13 protein-coding genes are annotated in these 19,358 nt (G+C 72.9%); 3 read left to right on the top strand and 10 right to left on the bottom strand.

Annotated elements, in window-relative coordinates; all coding sequences use genetic code 11:
* Positions 1–64 precede the first annotated feature (64 nt).
* Both IEY86_RS03950 and IEY86_RS03945 read right to left on the bottom strand, forming a co-directional pair.
* A complete protein-coding gene (locus IEY86_RS03950) occupies positions 65–3,433 on the bottom strand; it encodes an NACHT domain-containing protein (RefSeq protein ID WP_189130088.1) in 3,369 nt (1,122 codons plus the stop codon).
* On the bottom strand, positions 3,430–3,849 hold the full coding sequence (locus tag IEY86_RS03945; protein ID WP_189130087.1) for a hypothetical protein: 420 nt from the start codon (positions 3,847–3,849) through the stop codon (positions 3,430–3,432). Before IEY86_RS03945 ends, IEY86_RS03950 begins: the two co-directional genes overlap by 4 nt.
* Before the next feature lie 106 nt (positions 3,850–3,955).
* Here IEY86_RS03945 and IEY86_RS03940 point away from each other — a divergent pair, with 106 nt between their 5' ends.
* From IEY86_RS03940 to IEY86_RS03930, 3 genes are all read left to right on the top strand, one after another.
* The gene (locus IEY86_RS03940; RefSeq protein ID WP_189130086.1) at positions 3,956–5,926 is read left to right on the top strand and encodes a tetratricopeptide repeat protein; all 1,971 of its coding nucleotides are present in this window, start codon (positions 3,956–3,958) and stop codon (positions 5,924–5,926) included.
* A 197-nt stretch (positions 5,927–6,123) separates the two neighbouring features.
* Complete coding sequence (locus tag IEY86_RS03935) at positions 6,124–6,624, top strand: molybdopterin-dependent oxidoreductase (RefSeq protein ID WP_189130085.1); 501 nt, start codon at positions 6,124–6,126, stop codon at positions 6,622–6,624.
* Between the two features lie 37 nt (positions 6,625–6,661).
* Entirely contained in the window at positions 6,662–6,826 is a 165-nt protein-coding gene (locus IEY86_RS03930) for a hypothetical protein (protein ID WP_189130084.1), read from the top strand.
* Between the two features lie 74 nt (positions 6,827–6,900).
* Here the strand turns inward: IEY86_RS03930 and IEY86_RS03925 are convergent, their stop codons facing one another.
* The 8 genes from IEY86_RS03925 to IEY86_RS03890 all read right to left on the bottom strand — a co-directional run.
* Positions 6,901–8,628: a serine/threonine-protein kinase gene (locus IEY86_RS03925; protein WP_189130083.1), complete on the bottom strand. Its 1,728-nt coding sequence runs from the start codon at positions 8,626–8,628 to the stop codon at positions 6,901–6,903.
* A gap of 195 nt (positions 8,629–8,823) precedes the next feature.
* The gene (locus IEY86_RS03920; protein ID WP_189130082.1) at positions 8,824–9,303 is read right to left on the bottom strand and encodes a VOC family protein; all 480 of its coding nucleotides are present in this window, start codon (positions 9,301–9,303) and stop codon (positions 8,824–8,826) included.
* 264 nt (positions 9,304–9,567) lie between these two features.
* Complete coding sequence (locus IEY86_RS03915; protein ID WP_189130081.1) at positions 9,568–10,653, bottom strand: class I SAM-dependent methyltransferase; 1,086 nt, start codon at positions 10,651–10,653, stop codon at positions 9,568–9,570.
* Positions 10,650–11,888 (bottom strand): glycosyltransferase, encoded by a 1,239-nt coding sequence (locus tag IEY86_RS03910; protein ID WP_189130080.1) that lies wholly within the window; start codon positions 11,886–11,888, stop codon positions 10,650–10,652. Before IEY86_RS03910 ends, IEY86_RS03915 begins: the two co-directional genes overlap by 4 nt.
* A complete protein-coding gene (locus tag IEY86_RS03905; protein WP_189130079.1) occupies positions 11,885–12,706 on the bottom strand; it encodes an alpha/beta fold hydrolase in 822 nt (273 codons plus the stop codon). The genes IEY86_RS03910 and IEY86_RS03905 overlap by 4 nt, the downstream gene beginning before the upstream one ends.
* A 2-nt stretch (positions 12,707–12,708) precedes the next feature.
* Positions 12,709–13,044, bottom strand: coding sequence for an acyl carrier protein (locus IEY86_RS03900; RefSeq protein WP_373286948.1), 336 nt, complete (start codon positions 13,042–13,044; stop codon positions 12,709–12,711).
* A gap of 12 nt (positions 13,045–13,056) precedes the next feature.
* On the bottom strand, positions 13,057–17,853 hold the full coding sequence (locus IEY86_RS03895) for a type I polyketide synthase (RefSeq protein ID WP_189130078.1): 4,797 nt from the start codon (positions 17,851–17,853) through the stop codon (positions 13,057–13,059).
* A gap of 1 nt (position 17,854) precedes the next feature.
* On the bottom strand, positions 17,855–19,358 hold a 1,504-nt coding region (locus tag IEY86_RS03890), incomplete at its 5' end, for an SDR family NAD(P)-dependent oxidoreductase (RefSeq protein WP_189130077.1).

Raw genomic sequence — 19,358 nt, 5'->3', positions numbered from 1 at the left:
CCCGGCGGGCACCGGGTCGTGATCACCGCGAACCCCGAGGCTCCTCGGCGCTCACGTCCCGTCCTTACGACCGGCCTCGCACGATCAGTGCCCGAGCCTCGTCGGACAGTTCCGGGTGACGCAGCAGAGCCGTCGCGTGGTCTCCCCGGGCTCCTCCGGGAGAAGTCGTCAACACGGCGGTGACCACGGGTGCCTGGGTGAGCGCGGGCCAGTGCGGGATCCGCCGGGTGAGGTCGTCCAGCCCGAGTGCCCCGCGGTTGACGGCGCGGACCGCGAAGGCCGACAGGGCCTGGCGGATGGTTCTCGTGTCTCCGATCGGCTGCTCGGACAGCATGCGCAGCAGAAGCCGCGGAGCGTCCCGCGCCAGCCCTGGATGGCCCTGCTCGAAGCAGGTACGCAGCAGGACGATCGCCGCCGCCGCGGGCTCACCGCCCAGCAATTGGTTGTCCAGCGCCTCGGCCACCGTGGCGCACACTCCCTCGGCCGTGCGGTCGGGGACGGTGTGCGCCGTCCGCACGCTGTGGTCGAGCAGGCTCAGCCGGGCCTGGAGCTCGGAGGCCGTCCACCCGGTGCTGCCGTCGTCGACGACCGTGCGGGCCAACCGCTCGGCCATGGCGTCGGCGCGGGCCGTGCCCCGGTCCGGATGCTCCTTGAGTGCCTCGGCCGCCATGCGCATGGCCCTGATACGGATCCCCTGCCACGGCCGGCCGAAGAGGGGGATGAGGGAACGGGGGTCGGTGATGAGACCGGTCGCGCGATGGCGTTCCAGATAGGTGCAGACGAGCTTGGCGGTGGCCAGGTCGTGGGTCCTGGCGCCGAGCGAGACCAGATCGGCGATCCTGTCCGCGCCGGCCGGGTCGGCGTCGTAGACGGGGATGCGTGCCTTGTCGCGCCTGGACTCGTCGTTCTCCCCGCCGGCCGAGTCGATCAGCGACAGCAGCGGCTCCCGCAAAGCCCTGACGGTCTCGGGAGTGGCCGCCCTGAGGAACACATCGATCATCTCGAGCCGCTTGTCCGCGGCGAGGCCGCCGATCAGCTCCAGAGCCTCGTCGCAGGTGAGGATGTGGCCCGCCGCCGCCTCCACGAAGCGGCGGGGGCGGTCCGGCGGAGCGTCGGGCGACGGACGCAGGATGCGCAGGAGCGCCGGGCGCAGCTCCTCCGCGATCCGTGTGCTGGAGTGCAGCAGCCGCGCGGCGACGGCGGCCTGCTGTTTGGCTGCGGTGACCCGAGTGGACGGCAACGAGTCGTCCGTGCGCTCCCGCAACAGGTGCTCGGCCAGATCCGAGGCATGGCCGCTGCTCGCGAGGAGGGCGCAGGCCTTGATCACCCGTTCGCCGGCGCCGGTCTCCAGAGGCTGGTCCAAGAGCCCGATCAGCGTCCGGCGCAGTGCCTTCGACGAGGCGCACCTGCGGGCGGCGACCTTGGCGCGGAGCTCGGGGTGCCTGTCGAAGGGACCGTCGAGGAGAAGGTTGGCCAGGCGGGCTTGCGCCGCGGAGCCCGGGGAGGGCTCTCCCTCCTCGGTGGGCCACCGCAGATAGCGGGCGACCAGTTCGGCGCTGCTCTCCATGGGCAGCATCACCCCGACGCGAACCTCGAGGAGCCACCGCTGGACGAGCTCCGCCTGCTCGGCAGGGGTGTCCGGCAGGAGATGGAGCGCCAGGTACTGCTCCCGCAAGGTGGTGGTGCCGAGTTGTCCGACCATGACCCGCGTGCTCGCGAGGTCGACGGGGCGGCGTGCCTGCAGGAGAGGCTGGAGCAGATGGAAGACCGGGCTTTCCGATCTCTGCTGGGTACCCGCCTCGTCCCGCACCCCCGAGGACGCCTTCACCTTCATGGACCCCAGGACGCGCAGGGGTTCGGCGATGGCGCACGGGCCCGGCCGGCGCACGGCCAGGACACCGAGGACCGTGGCCAGCTCGAACGACAGCGCCGGTTCCGTACCGCTGGTGAGCAAGTGCGTCGCCTCGTTCCACGCGGTGTCGAGCGCCGCCGGGCAGCTGCCGCGCAGGGAGGCGAGGAAGACCCGCAGATGCTCCCGTGATGTCTTCTCCGCCTGCTCGCGCAGTGCCCGGGTCACCGCGGGGGCGTTGCCGGCCGCGGCCGCGAAGGCGATATTGCGGAACGCGGAGTGGTCGGACAGGTCGAACCCCCGAACGAATCGGGGCAGCTTGTCCTGGATGTGCGAGATCGTGAGCACCTGGCGCGCCACCGGCCACGAGGTGGCCCGTTCGTCGCTGCCCGCCCGCAGTCCGTCCAGCAGCTCCGTCCTGGCCCGCTCGCCCTCCTTGCCGGAGAACATCCAGCGCCCGATCGCGTACTCGGTGAGGACCTGGTGCCGGAAGGCGATGCGGGGGACCGGGGCGTCGCTGTCCTCCACGAGGAAGCCCTCGCTGAGGAGTTCGTCGAGCGCCAGGGCACTCGCCTCGTCGCGTTCCAGGGCGTCCCTGGACATCCATTCGCACAGGGTGTCGTCGGACTCGCGCCACAGTTCGCCTGCCAGGGAGAAGCACAGTGCCCCCTTGCGCAGGCGGCGCGCCTGGCGGTCGTCCGGGTGACGGCTGTCGTTCACCGTGCGCTGCCAGTAGCCGGCGAGCAGGTCGCTCGCGGTCAGAGTGGGGGGAATGTCGCCGCTGTGGCGGTCACCGAAGATCTGGCAGAGCATGGACAGCAGTAGCGGACTGCTGACGATCTCCAGGAAGGTGCGGCCCGCCTCGCCGTCGGACAGCAGGAGCAAGGATTCGGCGAACCGCTCCGCGCCGATGGGTGGCTGGATGCCGTATCGGGCGAGGTACTCCAACGCGAAGCGCCGGACCTCGTCCTTCGTCAGGCCGGGCAGCTCCGCGACGATGGCCGGCCGCCCGTCGCTGTTCAGCTCCCCGCGCACGAGCGTCTCGAAGTCACGCTTTCTACAGGTCACGACGCTGGTGACACCGCTGTCGCGCAGGTCGTGCAGGAGCGCGACGAAGTCGGGCGCGCGCTGCGGAGTCAGAATGAGGTCCGCGGTGTCCAGCAGAAGCGCCTTGCGCGGACCGCGCTCGGGCCTGCGGAAGTCGGCGACGAGGTCGCCCGGCCTGCCCAGCGCTTCCGCGAACGCTCTCGCCATGCCGCCCGCGCCGGGGGCGGTGTCGTCCAGGCGCAGTTCGCTGCTCGGGAGCAGGGCCAGCCCCGCGCCGTGCGTCGGCAGGAGGTCGTCGTGGAGCTGCCCCAGCAGGACGCTCTTGCCGGAGCCCGCCTCGCCGTTGACGAACACGACGCGGGCCGCTGCCCCGTCGCGCTGGTTCAGCACGGCCGGCAGGAAGCGCTTGTCCAGGATGTCGCGCCGGATCGCCGGGAAGACGCCCGGCTCCAGCCGGCGCCTCCAGCGGTCCTGATGGGCGAACGGGCGGCTGTCGGCCGCGGTCGCGCCGCCCGGCGCCCCGGAGACAGCGTTCACTCGCCGACCCGGTAGCTCTCGGCGCTCAGAACCGCCTCACGGTGCGCTCTTTCGATGTCCGCCTGGGCCAGGACGGCGGAGGCGGAGGCCACCGCGCGGCAGCGGGGCAACTCCCCTTGCCAGCCGGCCATGTCGGCGGTGAGCCTGGACTGGACGCGCTTCCAGTCCTGGGTGCCCTGCTTGCCGTCCTGGTCGAGGACGACGAGGTCGGCGACCAGGTCGACGATGCGCAGCAACTGGTCGCGGCGGTAGGTGGCGACGGCCACCCGCACATCGTGTTCGGCGGTGCGCGCCTGACGCCTGGCGAGCAGGGACTGCCAGATGCTGATGCCACCCGCGAGGACCGACACGACGATGGCGGTGACGGCCAACTGGGTCTCCGTGAGGTGGAATCCGCCGGATGCAAGGCCGCTCATGGGTCCAGTATGGCCGACGTCACCCGGCATGCGGGGGAGGGCCGGCGGGGCCGCTGATACGGCCGGTTCCTCACGCCTCCCGGCGCCTTTGGGCTAGAAAGAGCTCGTGAACCAGTCGTCCAACGACCTCAGCGGAACCGTCGGCGGCTCTGTCGTCCAGGCAGGCCACGTGGGACAGCTCAATCTCACGCTCCCGGTGCCCACCGCGCTGGCCGGACTGCCCCCGGCGGTGGCGGAGTTCACGGGCAGGGACCCGGCCCTGGAGACCGTGGCCGCCGCGCTTCGCCCCGATTCGGACGGCTGCCCGGTCGTGGTGTCCACGCTGGCAGGCACCGCGGGCGTCGGGAAGACCGCCCTGGCGCTGCACGCGGCCCATGACGCTCTGGCGGCGGGCTGGTTCCCCGGTGGCGCTCTCTTCGTCAACCTCCAGGGCTACGACAGCGATCGCCACGTCCGGCCCGATGTCGCGCTGTCCGTCTTCCTCAGCGCCCTCGGTGTCCCCGACGAACTCTTCCCGCCGACCTTCGACGGGCGGCTGTCGCTGTACCGCTCCAAGCTCGCCGAACTCGCCGCCGACCACAAGGCGGTGCTGGTGGTGCTCGACAACGCCTCGTCCACCGCGCAGATCAGCTGCCTGCTGCCCGGCGCCGCGATCCATCGCACCCTGGTGACGAGCCGTCATGTCCTCGCCGATCTTCCCGGCTCCAGAATCGTGGACCTCGGCGTGCTGGAGCCGGACGAGGCCGCCGCCCTCATCACCCGCACGCTGCGCATACGCCGGCCCGACGACACCCGGGCCCTGGACGAACCCGGCGCCGTACGCCACCTCGCCGGGCTGTGCGGTCACCTTCCGCTCGCGCTGGCTGTCGTGGCGTCGATCCTCGCCGGTGACCCGGACCAGACGATCGGCGAACTCGCGGCGGCGCTGCGCGACCGGGCGACACGCCTGGAGGAGTTGTCGTACGGCGGAAGCGGCCTGGTCACGGCCGCCTTCGAGCTGTCGTACGCCAGGCTGACCCCCGAGGAGGCCCGGACCTTCCGGCTGCTGTCCGTCAACCTCGGGCAGCAGGTGAGCGTCGAAGCCGCCGGAGCCCTCGCCGGATTGCCCGTGCCGACGGTGCGGAAGGTGCTGCGGGGGCTACGCGCCGCCCACATGCTCGAGCCCGGCAAGCCGCGTGGCTGGGTCCGCTTCCACGACCTGCTGCGGCTGTTCGCGGAGCGCCGGTGCCAGGAGGAGGACGACGAGGCGACCGTCGAGGCCGCCACCGACCGCCTGCTGGTCCACTACCACGATGCCGCCCGGGACGCGACGGAAAGGATCGTCGAGGCGGCTCGGGCCGGCGGGCGTGACGACGGGGCGGAGGGCTGGCTGGACACCGAGCGCATGAACCTCAGGCTTGCCCTGCATCTGGCCCATGTGCGCGGGCGGTGGGCAGTCGCGCTGCCGCTGGCCCACAACGTGAGCTGGTTCCTGCGCCGCCGGCAGGACTGGGACGCCGGCCTGGAGGTCTGCGAAATGGCGCTGCAGTTCGCCTCGTTGACGGCCGACAGCGCTCAGGAGGCCCAGGCCCTGTACAGCAAGGGCGACTTCCTGAAGAACATGCAGCGCTACGAGTCGGCGCTGGACGCGTTCGCCGAGGCGCTGGAGCTCTACCACCGGCTCGGGGACCGTGCGGGTGAGGCGATGACGCTGCACAGCATGGGCACCGCCGCGCGGCGTGACGGCCAGTACGAGAAGGCGCAGAGGACCTACGACGCGGCGCTTGCGCTGTTCCGTGAGCTGGGGGACGAGCAGGCCTGCGGGAACACTCTGCACAACCTCGGGGACACCGCGCGGAGGCTGGGGAACCACCAGGTGGCCCAGGACCGGTACGAGCAGGCGCTCGAGGTCTTCCGCCGACGGGGGCATCCGGTCGGCCGGGCGCGTGCCCTGCACCATCTCGGTCATCTGGCGGTGGCCATGGGCCGGCCGGATGAGGCACGGGACCACTGGGAGCGGGCGCGGGCGGCCTACGAGGAGTCCGAACTGCCGCAGTACGTGGAGGAGATCACCGAGCTGCTGGGCGGGCTCGCCTGACGTCCGGGCCTCCCGGCGACGCTGGAACGCGATCCGCCTTTGCGGGATTGAAAGGCTCATTCAGGTCGCATCAGCAAGGAAAAACCTCCATCAGGCTTGCATATTCGATTCCCGTCGCCCGACCCTGGGCATCACCATGATGAGCCGTGGCGCGGACCGCGCCGGAGACCGGGAGTTCATGCTGGAGGGGCAAGCCGATGAGCCGACCGGACGCGTCAGTCCCCGCCGTCCCCATCCGTGCCAGGTCCCTGAGCCTGTGCGGCGAGTTGCATCATCCGGGAACGCTCACGGTCGCCGATCTGCGTCAGTGGAGCCCGCAACGGGTCCACGTCGTCTTCGACTGCGCCACCAGCGGGCCCCAGCACCACACATTCGAGGGCCCGTTGCTGCGGGAGGTCCTCACCTTCGCCGGTCCAGCGTTCGACGCGCACCGCCGAAAGGACCGGTCCCGCTTCCTGGTGTCGGTCGCGGGCGGCGACGGACACCACGCCGTGCTGTCGTGGGCGGAGATCGACGCGGACTTCGGCAACGCAAGGATCCTGCTGGCCACGCGTATGGACGGACGGGCCCTGGACGCGGACGGCAGTCAGCTGGTCGTCCCCTCCGACCGGTGCGGGGCACGCTACGTCAGCGCGATCACCAGCATCTGGGTCGGGCCATGCGCGGTGCCGCCGGACGAGGCGTCGGCGCCGCCGTAGGCCGGTACGCCTGCGCGGCGGTCGACCGGCGGATTCCATGGCTGGGGCCCGGACCGCCGTCGTGGCCGTGGCCGCCGACTGCGCGCAGCGGTCCGGCGCCCGCGGCGCCCTTGCGGAACTCGGAGCCGTCGCCAACCGCGGCGGTTCCTCCCTGGTGGCCAGGCAGAGCCGCGGACCGCGCGACACCCTGTCCGGCGAGTGAGCCCCACGACGGCCCCCGGTGGCGGTGGCGTGGAGCCGGGTGCCCCGGCGGCGGGTGCGGTGGCGCCGGGCGGGCTAGTCCAGCGCCGTGGCGCGCGGCCGGAACCAGGGGGTGGTCGACTGCTTGCCGGTGACGGTGGCGACGCAGCGGAAGACTCGCCGCCCTTCGCCGAATTCGGTCGCGGAGGGTGGGACCACATCGACGGTCCACCGGGCCGGGGCGATCCTCAGCGCCTTGCCCCGGCGGGACTTCACCATGATGCCGCGTGAGCACACGGCGCGGACATCGGGGTGCTTCGCCAGTTCCCGCTGGTCGGTGGTCATCCCGTCCGAGGGCAGTGGGGCGATGGCGAAGGTCTCCCACGGGTGCTCGACCGTGCAGTCCGAACGGCTGACGTCGACGACCCCGCTGATCACCACCATGCCGCCCCAGCACTCGGCGGTCGTCGTGCATCGGGCATGGACACCGGCGACGGCCGCCGCCGGGCAGTTCTTGGTGGTCGTCGGCACCTTGAAGTCGGTCTTCGCCGCCGTCCTCCCACCCTGGGAGCCCCCACCCGCCGTGGAGGAGGCCGGCGACCGGTGGGAGGGCGAGGCGAATGCGTCGGCCCACGGCCCGTTGTGGTACGCCAGCACTGCGCCCGTGCCACCGACGGCCGTGACCAGTGCCAGGACCGGGACGAGCACCCGCGGCCGGAGGCGGTTCCGCTTCCGGCCGCGTACCGCCGGTGCCCGCGTCCGCGAGGTGCCTGCGCTCGATGAGCCCGTCCCGTGCGACGCGCCCGTCCCGTGCGACGCGCCCGTCCCGTGCGACGAGCCCATTCCGTGCGATGAGCCCGTCCCGCTCGACGGGGCGGACGAGATGTAAAGGGCATCCACCGGCCCCGCGGGCGGGGAGGCGATGGGCGTCACGGACGGAGGCGCCGCGGGCGCGGGCGCGTCCATCGGCCTCTCCGGCGCCACGCGCGCGGCCGAGGGCACGCTGTGGAGGTCGAGGCCGTCCAGGGCGTCCCGCAGGGCCTCGGCACTGGGCAGCCGGTAGGTGGGTTCCGGCGCCATGGCCTGCCTGAGCACCTGCGTCAGCGCACGGGGTGCGCCGGGCAGGTCGGGTACGGGCTCGCCGTGCCGGGTGATGATCTCCGCGATGCTGAGGCTTCCCTCCTCGGGGAAGTGCGGCGGGCGGCCGAGTACGAGCGCGTAGACGGTCGCGGCGAGCGAGTACACATCCCCGGCCGGGGTCGGCTCGGCCAGATGGAATGCCTCCGGCGGCGCGTACGCCGGGGTCAACGCCTCGCGGGTGACCGACAGTTCGTGCCCCGGCCGGGGCATCGCCGCCAGGCCGAAGTCGGCGAGGGCGACCCCTCCGTACCGGTTGACCATGATGTTGCCCGGCTTGATGTCCCGGTGCAGCACCCCGGCGCTGTGCGCCGCGGCCAGCGCGTCGGCGATGCGCACCCCGACGTCGCGCGCCTCCCGCACCGGGAAGGGGCCGAGCCGTTTGAGCCGGTCACCGAGGGAGCCCCCCGCGCACAGTTCCAGCACCATGTACGGGCGGCCGTCGGCGAGGACACCGGCGTCGTACACGGCGACGACATGCGGATGGCCGGACAACTGCCCGGCCGCGGTGACCTCGCGCATGAACCGCTGCCGGTCGCGGGCGCAGGACAGCACCCGGCTGTCGATCTTCAGCGCCACCTCCCGCCCCACGGCCAGCTGGCGCGCTCGGTACACGGTGGCGAAACCGCCCTGGCCGAGGACGTCGAGGACCTCGTATCCGGGCAGGTCCAGGTGTTCGGTCCGCATCGTCGTCTTCCCCCCAGGGACGCTCCCCGGCGGTGGACGTGACGCGTGACGGGGGCGAGAGCGCGACTCTAGCCCATCCGGCCGACCGCCCGGGAAGGCCGTCCGCCGCAGAAGGACCGGCCGCCGCAGAAGGAATGACGGCCACTCGGCCGGACCCGCGGACCGCGTGGTCCGGCCGACCGCCGTCCCTGGCCGCTACTCGCCCGCGTACGCCCTGCGGAGCGCCCCGATGTCGAACTTGGTCATGCTGAGCATCGCCTCGGTGGCCCGCTTGGCCTTCTCCGGGTCCGGGTCACCGATCATGTCGATGAGCTCGGCCGGGACGACCTGCCAGGACACGCCGTACTTGTCCTTCAGCCAGCCGCAGGCGACCTCCTCCCCGCCCTCGGACAGCCTGCTCCAGTAGTAGTCGAGCTCGTCCTGGTCGGCGCAGTGGATCTGGAACGAGATGGCCTCGTTGAACGTGAACTCCGGGCCGCCGTTGAGCGCGACGAACTTCTGCCCGTTGGCCTTGAACTCGACGACCAGGACCGATCCCGCCGGACCCGGCCCGGCCTCGGTGTAGCGGCCGATCCTTCCGAGCTCGGAGTCCTTGAAGATCGAGAGGTAGTGGTTCGCCGCTTCCTCGGCCTGCCCGTCGAACCACAGGCACGTGGTGAAGCCGTCGGTGGTCATCGGTACCTCCCTGCGTTGTGGGGTGTCTGCCTGTACCGACCGGTCCCGCGCCGAAAAGTCATCGGTTCCCGGCGAGATCGTCGTTTCCGCCCCTCGACAATCACACTCCATCCACTCGCGGATGTCGGCAACCGGGTGGAGCGGACACAGCCGGTAGTCGCTCGCTCGCATGCCCGTGGGACGGGCATGCGAGCGGCCGGCCGTGCCGCCGGTCGGCGGCCCCACGTCGTCGCAGCCGGGTTCGGTCGCGTCGTCCGGACCGGGTCAGGTGCGCCGGGCGACGAGGCGGTAGGCGTTGGTCAGGCGCAGGTGGGGGGCGAGGGGTTTGGCCAGGTGGTCGAGGAGGGTGGCCAGGAGCAGGGCGGGGACGCCGGCGAGCAGGACCGCTGTGCGCAGGGCGCGGCGGACGACGGTGGGGCGGGCCGGCAGCCAGGGAGCGTCCTCACGGGGGGCGAGGCCGTCCAGGAACAGCCATACGGCGGCCAGCAGGTCGAGCGGTTCATGGGGTTCGCAGTGCTGTTCGGCCAGGACCGTGAATCCCAGGGCGGTGAGGTGGTCGCGCAGGTTCTCCACCCGGATCAGGTGCAGATGCTGGGGCTGGAGCCAGGGCAGCCACCACCGGCCGAGAAGGCGGGCGCAGCGGCTGCCCGGGTCGGGGACCTCGATGACGAGGTGCCCTCCGGGCCGGATCAGCCGGTGCGCCGAGGCCAGTTCGGCCCGGGGGTCGGTGCTGTGCTCGAGGTAGTGGAACATGCTCACCACGTCGTACGGCTCGGCCGGCTCGCGCGCGAACTCCACGAAGCCGCCCCGGAATCCGTGTTCCACCCGCCCCGCCTGCCTCGCCAGTTCCACTCCGGCGCTGGAGTCGAGGCCGTCGAACGACGTGCCGGGCAAGAGCCGCGCCGCGGCCTCGCAGAAATGGCCATGACCGGTCCCCACGTCCAGCCAGCGCTTCGGGTGCCGGGTGAACGGCAGCAGGGCCTCGGCACGTCCCCGGTAGGTCCTGTCCCTCCCGGCGAACAGCGAGCCGAGGTGCTGCTCGCCCAGCCCGTCGTAGAAGTCCCGGTAGTAGAACTCCAGGCCCTCGCCGTTCAGCCGGGGGTTCTGGAAGACATGCCGGCAGTCCCGGCACTCGTCGAGTACGAAGTCGCCCGGCTTGTGCTGGAGGAGGTCGGTGGTCCGCAGGCGTTGACGCAACCGTCCCGACCCGCACCACGGGCAGCTCTCGCGCCTCGGCTCGAAGAACCGGCTCACCCCCCGCGCCAAGTCCTCCTGGTACGAGGCGCGTCGGGCGGCGATGGCCCGGCGGGTGTCCTCGGTGGGCCTGCCCCGCCGCTCGCTCCTGTTCATCGGTGCGCCTCCAGGGCCAGTTCCTCGAGATGGGCCGCCGCCGCGGGGGAGCCCCCCGCGGCCCGGAAGGACCCGCCGATCCGGCCGGCCGCGGCGCGCGGTCCCGGATCGTCCAGTACGGAGTCCAGCGCGGCACCGAGCCGATCCGCGGTGACCCGGCCGAAGCGCACCCGGATGCCCGCGCCCGCGTCCACGACCTGCCCGGCGATGACGGGCTGGTCGTCCCGGATCGGGGCCACGACGAGCGGGACGCCATGCCACAGCGCCTCGCACACGGTGTTGTGGCCCGCGTGGCAGACCACGGCGGCGGCCCGTTGCAGCAGGGCGAGTTGTGGCACAGCCGGTCGGATCAGGATGTCCTTGTCCGGTGTCGGCTCCACGCTTGCGGCGTTCTCGTTCTCGCTCTCCTTGCCGTTGCCGTTGCCGTTGTGGTGGGCCGCGGAGCCCTCGGGGTCGACGATCACCGCTTGCAGGCGGTCCGAGCGCTTGCGCGCGGCCTCACGGCACTCGGCGAGGAAGCGGGTCCCGGTGTCGGTGTTGGCGGTACCCAGGGTGACAAGGACGGTGGCTCGCGCCGGGTCGAGCCATTCCCAGGGGAAGTCCGGCCCGTCGGGACGCGCCGAGATCGAGGGGCCGACACCGAGAAAGCGCCCGTGCGAGCCCGAGACCGGGCCGCACAACTCCCGCGTGGTGAACGCGATCACCAGATGCGGCGAAAAGCGGGGGTCGGCGGTGGACGCCGGGTCGCCGACGCGGTGGCGCAGACCGTCCAGGAGTGCGGTGAGCCACGCCTGGACCTTCGGCATCCCGGACAGTGCCCCGGTGAACTCCGCCGATGTTGTGGCGGACGTGGCCCAGACCGCCCCGAGCCGCTCCGCGACCAGCCCACCGGCCAGGGCCTGCTGGTCGCACACCACCACATCGGGGCGGAACCGCTCCACGGCCGCCGTGACCCCCGGCGCCATGGCCTCGGCCAAGGGCACCAGGAACCGCTCCCACAGGAACCGCAACGCCTCCGGGCCCCGGATGTGGGCGGGCCGCACCACGGGGGCGGCCTCGGCCCGGCGGCCGGCGCAGGGGAACACCCGGGCCCCGGCCCCGGCGAGCCGCCCGATGAGTTCGGGCTCTCCCGCCCAGGCCACCCGGTGCCCACGAAGGGCGAGTTCGGCGGCCACGCCCACGGCCGGGTTGACATGGCCGACCAGCGGCGGCACGACAAACAGGAATCGGCTCACCGGAGTTCGGCCCCCGCTCCGGTCACCGCGCGGTGCTCCTCGATCCAGGGGAGGATGAGCTCTCGGCAGACCCCCGGCGCCTCGACCAGCACCGAGTGCTCGCACCGGGGCACCAGCCGGACCCGGCAGTCGGGCAGCAGCGAGGACAGCCACATCCCTTGGACCGCGAGATCGGACTCGGCCCCGTAGACGGCCAGCACCGGGCAGCGCACCGAACGGATGCGGTCCTCGCTCAGCACCCGGCTGGCGGGGATCTCCCGGGTGATGGTGGTCGCGCGCACCAGCCGCGCCGCCGATCTGGACAGCCGGGCGGTGTGCGGGCCCCGGTTGGCGGCGATCCAGGCGAGGACCTCGGTCTCGTTCTCGGACAACTCGGCCTCGACCCGCCCCAGCAGGCCCCTCAGCTTGTGCGCCCAGCCGACGGTGGCGGGCTCCGACTCGATGACCGCGAGGCCGGCCACCCGCTGCGGTCTGCGGACGGCGTAGCCGAAGGCCACCGTGCCACCGAAGGAGTTGCCGACCAGATGCACCGGTCCCGCCAACTCCAGCCGGTCCAGCAGCGCTTCGAGGTCGGTGACGAAGGTGTCGAGGCCGTAGCCGGTGGCGGGCCGCTCGCTGCGGCCATGGCCTCGATGGTCGTACATGACCACGTCGACTCCCGCCGCCGCGAACGCCGGAGCGAGGGTGAAGTAGTAGCTCGCCAGGCTGTCGGTGAGGAGGCCGTGCAGGAGCACCGCGGTCGCGATGGCCGGCCGCCCGCCCGTGGGCGGCAGCCGCTGCACATGCAGCCCGACGTCGCCGGTGTGGACCATCGCCATGGTCAGCCCGCCTCGGGGGAGTTCTCGGGGGAGTTGAGGCACATGACCACATGGGTGACGAGTCGGCCCACGGTGAGTGCGATGATCTCCTCGAGGTCCATGTCGGCGACGAACTCGGCGAAGTTGACCCGGTCCCCGTACCGGGCCTGCAACTCGCCCGCCAGGGTGACCAGGTCGATGCTCTCGAGCTCCAGGTCGCCGGTGAACGTGGTGTCCATGCCGATCTCGGTGTCGTCCGGGCCGTATTCGTCGAGGATCACCCTGAGCATGCCTGCGACATCGGCGAGTACCGCTCCGTCGTCGGCATGGATCGTCCCGGTCTGCTCGCTGGTGCTCACTTGGCCTTCTCCTTAGTCCTTGTGGGCCGGGAGCTCGTGGGCAGGGGTCTCGTGGGCCGGGAGCTCGTCGGCCGGGGCCTTGTCGGCCGGACCCGTTGTCCAGGCGACGACGTACTGCCTGCTCGGCAGCGCCGGGGGATTGACGACGTGCTCCCAGCGCACGCGGTGACGGCGGCGCGCCCCTTCACCGGCCGCCCCTTCACCGGCCGCCCCTTCACCGGCAGGGGCCTCGAGGACGAGCCGACCCGGACCCGCGTCGACCACCGCGAAGTCACGGGGCCGCCCCCGGAAGCCGGAGCCCCCCGCCTTGGCGACCGCCTCCTTGGCCGCCCAGAACCGCGTGAACCACACCGCGAGCGGCTCACCGGTGGCGGTGCACAAGGCGTCCAGGAATGAACGCTCCTCAGCGCCCAGACAGGTGGCCAGGGTCTGCTCGGTGCGCTCGGTGACCTCTTCGATGTCGATCCCCGCAGCGGCGCCCGGCGCCCCGGTGGCTCCTCGTCCGGTGCGCACCATGGCCACACCGGTCTCTGCGCGATGGGCGAGTGAGATGTCCAGCTCGGGCAGCTCGCGCCCGTGGAGCCCGACCGCGTAGGGCTTCCCCCGGGCGTCATTGCGTACCTGGATCTCCGCCGGGAAGACCGGTCCCTCCCCGCGCTCCCACAGATGGCGGCGCACCGCGTCCTTGACCGCGATCCGGCCGAGCAGCCACTGCCTGCGACCACGTGGGGGACGCCGTTCGTACTCGGCCCGCTCGGCGCCGCCGAGGTAGTTGCGCATGATCAGGTCCCTGGAGGCCAGGTCGGGCCACCGCTCGTGCACCAGGCACCAGCCGCCGGGACGCAGCCGCGAGAGGGTGTTGCGCTCCGGGAACCGCTCCACCGGCCTGGTCTGCGGGTCGTTGTCGAAGCGGCGGTCCTGCCAGCCGGTGATGTCGGCCCACACCTGGCCGCCGATGACCAGCTGAGCCTCCGCCTCGACGGCGGCATCCGTGAGCGAGACGATCCTGATCAGGCACACCACTTCGGTACCGGGGGCGGGGTGAGGTCCGAAGAACCGGATCCGCCCCATCTGGACGGGGAAGACGACGGTCCGCCGGGTGTGGGTGGCCATGAGCCAGTAGCCGAGGAGCTGGCCCACGTTGTCCAGCAGTGCTCCCGGTGCGGCCGGGGTGGTGATCGTGCCGCGCACATGGGTGTCGGAGAGGGCGGTGAGTTCGGTGAGGCCCTGGAACGCCGGTCCATGGAACATCCAGCGCTCGCTGTACAGTTCGGCGGCGGTGATCTGCGGTACCCGCTCACCCGACGGGTCGGGCCGCCAGGGCAGCGGCCGGTCACCGGGACAGCGGGGCGCCAGCTCGACCACGGCCCTGGCCTTGCCGCCGAACGAGACCGCTGTTCGTCCCGCGCCCTGCCGTTCAGCCGTCACGGGCACCGTGAGCGGCGGTGCGGCGGTCACCCACTGGTCGAATCTGGCCGTGTGCACGGCGATCGCACGCTCACCGGGAGCGGCGCGCTCGGCCGCGTCCATGAGGTGCTGGACGATCGTGGTGGCGGGGACGACCGGCCAGCGGTCCGCCGGATCCGGCCAGCCCGGCCGCTGGGGGAAGAAACAGTGGTCGAGCAGGTAGGGCATCTCCTCGGCGCAGACCCGCACGGTGGTGCGCCAGGAGGTGGCCGGGGGCGGGCTCGCGACGTCGCCGCCCGGCGGGGGCGGACCGGGGGGCGGGACGGGTCGGTGTGCCGTCGCCGATGCGGATGTCCTCGTCGGTGCGGCGGGCGCGGCCGCCGCAAGGCCCCCCGCCGGTCCGGCCGCCGCCACCACCGCGGCGGCGGCGTCCGCCGTCTCCCGCAGCAGGGCGTCCAGTTCGGCGGCCGCCGGGAGGTGCCCGCCGACCGAGCGGAGCGCCGCCGGGGCACCGTAGGGCAAGGCGTTGCCGGCTCCCCTCAGCGAGCCGCGCAGTCCGGCGAGGCTCCGCTCGTCCAACGACACGAGTCCACTGCCGAGTCGGAGCCGGACCGCGGTCCGGGAGGGGGGCCGGACCGCGGTCCGGGACGGGGGAGCCGTACGTGGCCCCGAGGACTCGGTGACGCCGACCGGAGCGAGTGAGTCGGCGCGGACCCGGACGCCCTCGACCCACAGCGCGGTCGCCACCCGCCGCAACTGGGCGAGCCCGTCCCGGCGCGGCGAGTTGGCGGCGACGACCAGATGCTCGCGCCCGCCCAGGGTGTCACCGATGAGCGAGCCGAGCCGGCCACCGCCGACCTGGACGAACGCGCGGAACCCGCAGGCGTACATGGCCTCGATCAGTGCCCGGAAGCGGACGGGCTCCAGCAGGTGGCGGACGAACAGCGCCCTGGTCTCGGCCTCTGCGGACGGGAACGGGGACGCCGTGGTCGCCGACCAGACCGGAACGTCCGGCGGATGCAGGGAGAAGGACTCCGCCGCCCGTCTGATCGGCGCGAGGTAGGGAGCCAGCATCGGGGTGTGGAATCCGGACTGGAACGGAAGGACCCGGCAGAGCACTCCGCGGGCACGGACGGAGCGCACGAACTCCCCGACCGGTTCGGTGGGTCCGCACACCATCGACTGATGGGGCGCGTTGTCGTGGGACAGGACGATCCGGTCGTCGCCCCACTCCTTGATCTCGGCGACGGCCCGCTCGGCCGAGGTCCCGAGTGCCGCGAAGGCGAGTCCGGGGACGGTCAACGAGTCCGGGTCGAACGACTCCAGGAAGGCGTCGACGGCCTCACCCGAGTACATTCCGCCCGCCGCCATGGCGGTCCACTCACCCACGCTGTGACCGGCCACGGCGTCGGGAACGATGCCGATGCGGCGCAGCGCCGCGTCCAACAGGCGGCCCACGCCGATCACTCCTGCCCCGTGCCGCCCGACGTCGCGCGCACCGGCCGGTACGCCGTGGCCGTGGAGGGCGGGTCCGGGAAGGGCGGGTCCGGGAAGGGGAAGCCCGAAATGCCCCGCGACGTCGTCCACTCGCGGCGCGAAGTCACCCTCGAGACCGGGGAAGACAAAGGCCAGCCGACCCGCCGGGACCGGCGCCCCCTCGGTTTCCTCCAGCAGAGGGCTCGGTGAGAACCACACATCGCCACGCCCCCGCCATGCGCGCCCGCCCGCCACCGCCCGCCGTGCCAGCGCCAGCCGCTTGGCGTTCGGGGCGACGATGCCGAGCCGGGCGCGGCCCACGAGCGGCGGCCCACCACCGTCGAGGCCGGCGGCCGTCACGGCCGAGTCCTCCCGCTCCAAGAGCGCGGCGAGCCGGTCCGGGGTGTCGGCGGCCAAAGTGAGCACCCGCTCCGGCTCGGCCACGGCGGCTGCCCGGCCGGGCACCGGTGCCGCACGGCGCCGGTCGCGGGACCGCGGAGCCTGCTCCAGCACGACATGGGCGTTGATGCCACCGAAGCCGAAGGCATTGACCGCGGCCCGCCGGACCGGCTGCCCGGGAGTGGTCTCCCACGGCTCCGCGCTCCCCAGCGGGCGAAACCGGGTGGCCGCCAGCGCCGGGTGGGGATCGTCGCAGTGCAGGGTCGGCAGCAGCACACCGTGGTGAACCGCCAGCGCCGCCTTGACCAGCCCCGCCACACCGGCCGCGGGCATGGTGTGACCGATCATCGACTTCACCGAGCCGATCACCGGCCGGTCGTCACCGCCCCCGGCGCCGAACACCTCGGCCAGCGTGGCCAGTTCGGCCGCGTCCCCGGCCGGGGTGGCCGTCCCGTGGGCCTCCAGCAGCCCGATCGAGCCTGCCTGCGCCGGGTCGAGCCCCGCTCTGTGCCATGCCTGCCGGACGGCGAGTGCCTGGCCCCCGGGGTCCGGGGCGGCCAGGCCCGCGGCGCGTCCGTCGCTCGCCACCCCGGTACCGCGGATGACGGCGTAGACGCGGTCGCCGTCCCGCTGGGCGTCGTCGAGCCGCTTGAGCACGACGACGCCGGTGCCCTCACCGATGAGGATGCCGTCGGCCTGCCGGTCGAGCGGCCGGATCCGCTGGCTCGGCGACAACGCCCCGAGCTGGGAGAACACACTCCACAACGTGATGTCGTGGCAGTGGTGGACACCGCCTGCGAGCATCATGTCGCAGCGGCCGGAGGCCAGTTCGCCCACTGCCTGGTCGACGGCGACGAGAGACGAGGCACAGGCCGCGTCCACCGTGTAGGCGGGGCCGCGAAGGTCGAGCCGGTTGGCGATGCGGGAGGCGGCGAGGTTCGGCACCAGCCCGATGGCGGCCTCGGGCTGGTCGGGGCCCAGCCGCTCGGTGAACGCCGCACGGACGCGGTCGAGTTGGTCGGCCCGGAGGTCGGGCAGCAACTCCCCGAGGGTGCGGGTGAGCTGGTGGGCGGTGCGCAACCGCTGGTCGAGGCGGACGAGGCCGGGGGTGAGATAGCCGCCGCGGCCCAGCACCACACCGATCCGGTGCCGTTGCGGCAGCCGGTCCCGGCCACCCGCGTCGGCGACCGCCTCGGCGGCGACATGCAGGGCGATGAGCTGGTCGGGCTCGGTCCCCGCAACGGAGTTGGGCGTGATCCCGAACCGGGTGACGTCGACCTCCGCGAACTCGTCCACGAAGCCGCCGCGTCTGCAGTACACCCGGTCGGGCGCGGCCGTTCCCGCCGTGGCCCCCGGTCGGTAGAAGTCCGTGTCCCACCGCCCTTCGGGCGCCTCGGTGATGGCGTCCGTACCGTCGAGCAGGTTGCGCCAGTAGGCCGCCAAGCCGGGGGCGCCGGGCAGCAGGACGGCCATCCCGACGATGGCCACCGGCGCAGAATGCGCCGGCGCAGAATGACGGGGCGTCATGTCACCGGCCCGACGCGGTGTAGACGACGGAATCGACCGACGCGTCGCCCTGGGCGAGCTCGCGCAGCAGGGCCAGTGAACCCTCCTGGGGATCGATGAGCCCGATGCCCCGCCTGGCGTACTCGCGCGCCAGCTCCGGGGTGACCATGCCGGAGTGGGCCCCGTCCGGAGCCCAGGGTCCCCAGTGGACCGTCAGCGCCCGGCGACCGGTGCGAGCCGCCCACTGGCCGCCCAGGCACTCCAAAGCGTCATTGGCCGCGGCGTAGTCCGCCTGGCCGCGATTGCCGAGGACACCCGAGATGCTGCCGAAGAGGACGACCCAGCCGGGGGGTTCGGGCAGTTCGGTCAGTGCGTCCAGAAGCTCTCTCGCGCCGCCCGCCTTGGTGCCGAAGACCCGCCGGAACGACTCGGGGCTCTTGTCCGCGATCAGCCGGTCCTCGAGCACTCCCGCGGCGAAGACGACTCCGTCCAGTCGGCCGTGCTCGGCGTAGATCTCCTTCACGGTCCGGAACACCGTGCCGGCGTCGCGGAAGTCGGCGCAGCGGTACCGCACGGCGCTGCCGAAGCCCTCCAACTCCTCGAGCGTGGCCCTGATCTCGCGCTGCGCCAGGATCCTCCCGGCGGCCTGGTCGATCTCGGCGGGCGACCGGCCCCGTGCGTCCCTGGCGAGTACCGCACGCAAGTCCGCCCGATCCCCGGCGGCCCATGTGGCCGGGTCCTGCGGGCCGCAGGGCGCGGGGGTCCTGCCGGCCAGTTCGATCCGGCAGCCGGTGGTCCGCGCGAGGACGCGGGCGAAGCTCGCGGTGATGCCCCGGCCGCCGCCGACGAGCAGGACGACGGACTCCCGGTCGAGCCCGGCGGGGGCCTCGGCCCCCGCCGCGCCCAAGGAATCGCCGTCCTTGGCGCCGAGCGGACCAAGGACGCTCTCGGTCAGCTCCAGGCCGTACCGCCCGCGGGCGCCGAGCCGTACGACGGGGTGGGAGCCGTCCGCGAGCAGTTCGCTCAGGAGCAGATCGGCGACTTCCCCCGGCGGCAGGCGGCCGCCGCCCTCGATCTCCACGACCCGGGCAACGGTGTCCGGGTACTCCCTGGCCACGGTGCGGAAGAGGCCGTTGAGTCCGGCCGCGCGGGTCGCCGCGGCGTCACCGAGGACCTGGCCGCCGGCAGCGCCCGGCGCTGCATTCCCGGCAGATGCCTCACCTTCCACCGGGCGGGCGGCGATCAGCCACCGGGGGCGGTGCAGCAGAGCGCCCCGCAGCACCGGGAAGGCATCGGGCAGGAGCGCGAACTCCGACGGGGCCAGGGGCTCGAGGTACAGCACACCGTCGACCGGCGTGTCCTCCTCGACGAGCGGATGGCCCGCGCCCAGGGCCACCGAGGTGGCCCCGAGCGCCGCGAGCCGGTCCCTGACCGCCCCGGCGACTCCTTCGCCGTCGCCCACCAGGGCAAAACGCTTCCCGGCGACCACCGAGGGCAGCTCCACGGGATCGCCCGCGGGTCCGAGC

Origin of the sequence: Wenjunlia tyrosinilytica (assembly GCF_014646055.1) — a bacterium.
Lineage (GTDB): Bacteria > Actinomycetota > Actinomycetes > Streptomycetales > Streptomycetaceae > Wenjunlia > Wenjunlia tyrosinilytica.
This window is presented reverse-complemented; position numbering and strand designations above follow the sequence as displayed.

Bases quoted from the DNA above. Each gene is read 5' to 3' on its own strand.
- IEY86_RS03945 (WP_189130087.1), bottom strand. From the start codon at position 3,849: ATGAGCGGCCTTGCATCCGGCGGATTCCACCTCACGGAGACCCAGTTG.
- IEY86_RS03905 (WP_189130079.1), bottom strand. From the start codon at position 12,706: ATGGCGATGGTCCACACCGGCGACGTCGGGCTGCATGTGCAGCGGCTG.
- IEY86_RS03915 (WP_189130081.1), bottom strand. From the start codon at position 10,653: ATGAACAGGAGCGAGCGGCGGGGCAGGCCCACCGAGGACACCCGCCGG.
- IEY86_RS03930 (WP_189130084.1), top strand. From the start codon at position 6,662: ATGGCTGGGGCCCGGACCGCCGTCGTGGCCGTGGCCGCCGACTGCGCG.
- IEY86_RS03920 (WP_189130082.1), bottom strand. From the start codon at position 9,303: ATGACCACCGACGGCTTCACCACGTGCCTGTGGTTCGACGGGCAGGCC.
- IEY86_RS03935 (WP_189130085.1), top strand. From the start codon at position 6,124: ATGAGCCGACCGGACGCGTCAGTCCCCGCCGTCCCCATCCGTGCCAGG.
- IEY86_RS03925 (WP_189130083.1), bottom strand. From the start codon at position 8,628: ATGCGGACCGAACACCTGGACCTGCCCGGATACGAGGTCCTCGACGTC.
- IEY86_RS03895 (WP_189130078.1), bottom strand. From the start codon at position 17,853: ATGACGCCCCGTCATTCTGCGCCGGCGCATTCTGCGCCGGTGGCCATC.